A 3,663-nucleotide genomic window follows, 5' to 3' on the forward strand; every position below is an offset into this window, starting at 1 on the left:
GTTACGTATTGCTAAGGTTAAAGAACGACTTCCATACTCGTGTGACAGCACCTGCTTACGGTTCACTACTCACGACGATGTTTTTTTTGGTACCTTTTTTTTCACCGGAAAGGACCCGTAAAGTGATAATGATTATCATCTACATATCACAACGTGCGTGGAGGCCATCAAACCACGTCAAATAATCAATTATGACGCAGGTATCGTATTAATTGATCTGCATCAACTTAACGTAAAAACAACTTCAGACAATACAAATCAGCGACACTGAATACGGGGCAACCTCATGTCAACGAAGAACAGAACCCGCAGAACAACAACCCGCAACATCCGCTTTCCTAACCAAATGATTGAACAAATTAACATCGCTCTTGAGCAAAAAGGGTCCGGGAATTTCTCAGCCTGGGTCATTGAAGCCTGCCGTCGGAGACTAACGTCAGAAAAGAGAGCATATACATCAATTAAAAGTGATGAAGAATGAACATCCCGCGTTCTTCCCTCCGAACAGGACGATATTGTAAATTCACTTAATTACGAGGGCATTGCAGTAATTGAGTTGCAGTTTTACCACTTTCCTGACAGTGACAGACTGCGTGTTGGCTCTGTCACAGACTAAATAGTTTGAATGATTAGCAGTTATGGTGATCAGTCAACCACCAGGGAATAATCCTTCATATTATTATCGTGCTTCACCAACGCTGCCTCAATTGCTCTGAATGCTTCCAGAGACACCTTATGTTCTATACATGCAATTACAACATCAGGGTAACTCATAGAAATGGTGCTATTAAGCATATTTTTTACACGAATCAGATCCACGGAGGGATCATCAGCAGATTGTTCTTTATTCATTTTGTCGCTCCATGCGCTTGCTCTTCATCTAGCGGTTAAAATATTACTTCAAATCTTTCTGTATGAAGATTTGAGCACGTTGGCCTTACATACATCTGTCGGTTGTATTTCCCTCCAGAATGCCAGCAGGACCGCACTTTGTTACGCAACCAATACTATTAAGTGAAAACATTCCTAATATTTGACATAAATCATCAACAAAACACAAGGAGGTCAGACCAGATTGAAACGATAAAAACGATAATGCAAACTACGCGCCCTCGTATCACATGGAAGGTTTTACCAATGGCTCAGGTTGCCATTTTTAAAGAAATATTCGATCAAGTGCGAAAAGATTTAGACTGTGAATTGTTTTATTCTGAACTAAAACGTCACAACGTCTCACATTATATTTACTATCTAGCCACAGATAATATTCACATCGTGTTAGAAAACGATAACACCGTGTTAATAAAAGGACTTAAAAAGGTTGTAAATGTTAAATTCTCAAGAAACACGCATCTTATAGAAACGTCCTATGATAGGTTGAAATCAAGAGAAATCACATTTCAGCAATACAGGGAAAATCTTGCTAAAGCAGGAGTTTTCCGATGGGTTACAAATATCCATGAACATAAAAGATATTACTATACCTTTGATAATTCATTACTATTTACTGAGAGCATTCAGAACACTACACAAATCTTTCCACGCTAAATCATAACGTCCGGTTTCTTCCGTGTCAGCACCGGGGCGTTGGCATAATGCAATACGTGTACGCGCTAAACCCTGTGTGCATCGTTTTAATTATTCCCGGACACTCCCGCAGAGAAGTTCCCCGTCAGGGCTGTGGACATAGTTAATCCGGGAATACAATGACGATTCATCGCACCTGACATACATTAATAAATATTAACAATATGAAATTTCAACTCATTGTTTAGGGTTTGTTTAATTTTCTACACATACGATTCTGCGAACTTCAAAAAGCATCGGGAATAACACCATGAAAAAAATGCTACTCGCTACTGCGCTGGCCCTGCTTATTACAGGATGTGCTCAACAGACGTTTACTGTTCAAAACAAACCGGCAGCAGTAGCACCAAAGGAAACCATCACCCATCATTTCTTCGTTTCTGGAATTGGGCAGAAGAAAACTGTCGATGCAGCCAAAATTTGTGGCGGCGCAGAAAATGTTGTTAAAACAGAAACCCAGCAAACATTCGTAAATGGATTGCTCGGTTTTATTACTTTAGGCATTTATACTCCGCTGGAAGCGCGTGTGTATTGCTCACAATAATTGCATGAGTTGCCCATCGATATGGGCAACTCTATCTGCACTGCTCATTAATATACTTCTGGGTTCCTTCCAGTTGTTTTTGCATAGTGATCAGCCTCTCTCTGAGGGTGAAATAATCCCGTTCAGCGGTGTCTGCCAGTCGGGGGGAGGCTGCATTATCCACGCCGGAGGCGGTGGTGGCTTCACGCACTGACTGACAGACTGCTTTGATGTGCAACCGACGACGACCAGCGGCAACATCATCACGCAGAGCATCATTTTCAGCTTTAGCATCAGCTAACTCCTTCGTGTATTTTGCATCGAGCGCAGCAACATCACGCTGACGCATCTGCATGTCAGTAATTGCCGCGTTCGCCAGCTTCAGTTCTCTGGCATTTTTGTCGCGCTGGGCTTTGTAGGTAATGGCGTTATCACGGTAATGATTAACAGCCCATGACAGGCAGACGATGATGCAGATAACCAGAGCGGAGATAATCGCGGTGACTCTGCTCATACATCAATCTCTCTGACCGTTCCGCCCGCTTCTTTGAATTTTGCAATCAGGCTGTCAGCCTTATGCTCGAACTGACCATAACCAGCGCCCGGCAGTGAAGCCCAGATATTGCTGCAACGGTCGATTGCCTGACGGATATCACCACGATCAATCATAGGTAAAGCGCCACGCTCCTTAATCTGCTGCAATGCCACAGCGTCCTGACTTTTCGGAGAGAAGTCTTTCAGGCCAAGCTGCTTGCGGTAGGCATCCCACCAACGGGAAAGAAGCTGGTAGCGTCCGGCGCCTGTTGATTTGAGTTTTGGGTTTAGCGTGACAAGTTTGCGAGGGTGATCGGAGTAATCAGTAAATAGCTCTCCGCCTACAATGACGTCATAACCATGATTTCTGGTTTTCTGACGTCCGTTATCAGTTCCCTCCGACCACGCCAGCATATCGAGGAACGCCTTACGTTGATTATTGATTTCTACCATCTTCTACTCCGGCTTTTTTAGCAGCGAAGCGTTTGATAAGCGAACCAATCGAGTCAGTACCGATGTAGCCGATAAACACGCTCGTTATATAAGCGAGATTGCTACTTAGTCCGGCGAAGTCGAGAAGGTCACGAATGAACTAGGCGATAATGGCGCACATCGTTGCGTCGATTACTGTTTTTGTAAACGCACCGCCATTATATCTGCCGCGAAGGTACGCCATTGCAAACGCAAGGATTGCCCCGATGCCTTGTTCCTTTGCCGCGAGAATGGCGGCCAACAGGTCATGTTTTTCTGGCATCTTCATGTCTTACCCCCAATAAGGGGATTTGCTCTATTTAATTAGGAATAAGGTCGATTACTGATAGAACAAATCCAGGCTACTGTGTTTAGTAATCAGATTTGTTCGTGACCGATATGCACGGGCAAAACGGCAGGAGGTTGTTAGCGCAAAAAAAAAATTCCAAAAAAAAAATTCCAAAAAAAAAAAGCGACTAACAAACACAATCTGATGGCAGGTGCTGTCACACGAGTATGGAAGTCGTTCTTTAACCTTAGCAATACGT

6 protein-coding genes and 1 pseudogene are annotated in these 3,663 nt (G+C 43.4%); 3 read left to right on the forward strand and 4 right to left on the reverse strand.

Annotated features, from left to right (window positions below):
- Positions 1–286 precede the first annotated feature (286 nt).
- Positions 287–481 (forward strand): YlcI/YnfO family protein, encoded by a 195-nt coding sequence (locus ACTG2G_RS02395; protein ID WP_001421937.1) that lies wholly within the window; start codon positions 287–289, stop codon positions 479–481.
- 164 nt (positions 482–645) lie between these two features.
- Here ACTG2G_RS02395 and ybcW read toward each other — a convergent pair whose 3' ends face one another.
- Positions 646–852 (reverse strand): protein YbcW, encoded by a 207-nt coding sequence (ybcW, locus tag ACTG2G_RS02400; RefSeq protein WP_001031427.1) that lies wholly within the window; start codon positions 850–852, stop codon positions 646–648.
- A 285-nt stretch (positions 853–1,137) separates the two neighbouring features.
- On the opposite strand from ybcW, the gene ACTG2G_RS02405 reads away from it, so the two are divergent.
- A complete protein-coding gene (locus ACTG2G_RS02405; RefSeq protein WP_012775990.1) occupies positions 1,138–1,548 on the forward strand; it encodes a DUF1398 domain-containing protein in 411 nt (136 codons plus the stop codon).
- 289 nt (positions 1,549–1,837) lie between these two features.
- Positions 1,838–2,131 carry a serum resistance lipoprotein Bor gene (gene bor / locus ACTG2G_RS02410; protein ID WP_000738492.1) on the forward strand — a complete coding sequence of 98 codons (294 nt, stop codon included), beginning with the start codon at positions 1,838–1,840 and terminating at the stop codon, positions 2,129–2,131.
- Between the two features lie 31 nt (positions 2,132–2,162).
- Here the strand turns inward: bor and rzpD are convergent, their stop codons facing one another.
- The 3 genes and pseudogenes from rzpD to ACTG2G_RS02425 form a co-directional block, all read right to left on the reverse strand.
- On the reverse strand, positions 2,163–2,624 hold the full coding sequence (gene rzpD, locus ACTG2G_RS02415) for a prophage endopeptidase RzpD (protein ID WP_000092275.1): 462 nt from the start codon (positions 2,622–2,624) through the stop codon (positions 2,163–2,165).
- The gene (locus ACTG2G_RS02420; protein WP_000229403.1) at positions 2,621–3,097 is read right to left on the reverse strand and encodes a glycoside hydrolase family 24 protein; all 477 of its coding nucleotides are present in this window, start codon (positions 3,095–3,097) and stop codon (positions 2,621–2,623) included. Before ACTG2G_RS02420 ends, rzpD begins: the two co-directional genes overlap by 4 nt.
- A pseudogene (locus ACTG2G_RS02425) lies at positions 3,081–3,404 on the reverse strand (phage holin, lambda family). The gene ACTG2G_RS02420 and the pseudogene ACTG2G_RS02425 overlap by 17 nt, the downstream one beginning before the upstream one ends.
- Positions 3,405–3,663 lie beyond the last annotated feature (259 nt).

This window comes from Aeromonas sp. 55A, from assembly GCF_051919665.1.
GTDB classification, from domain to species: Bacteria; Pseudomonadota; Gammaproteobacteria; order Enterobacterales; family Aeromonadaceae; genus Aeromonas; species Aeromonas veronii.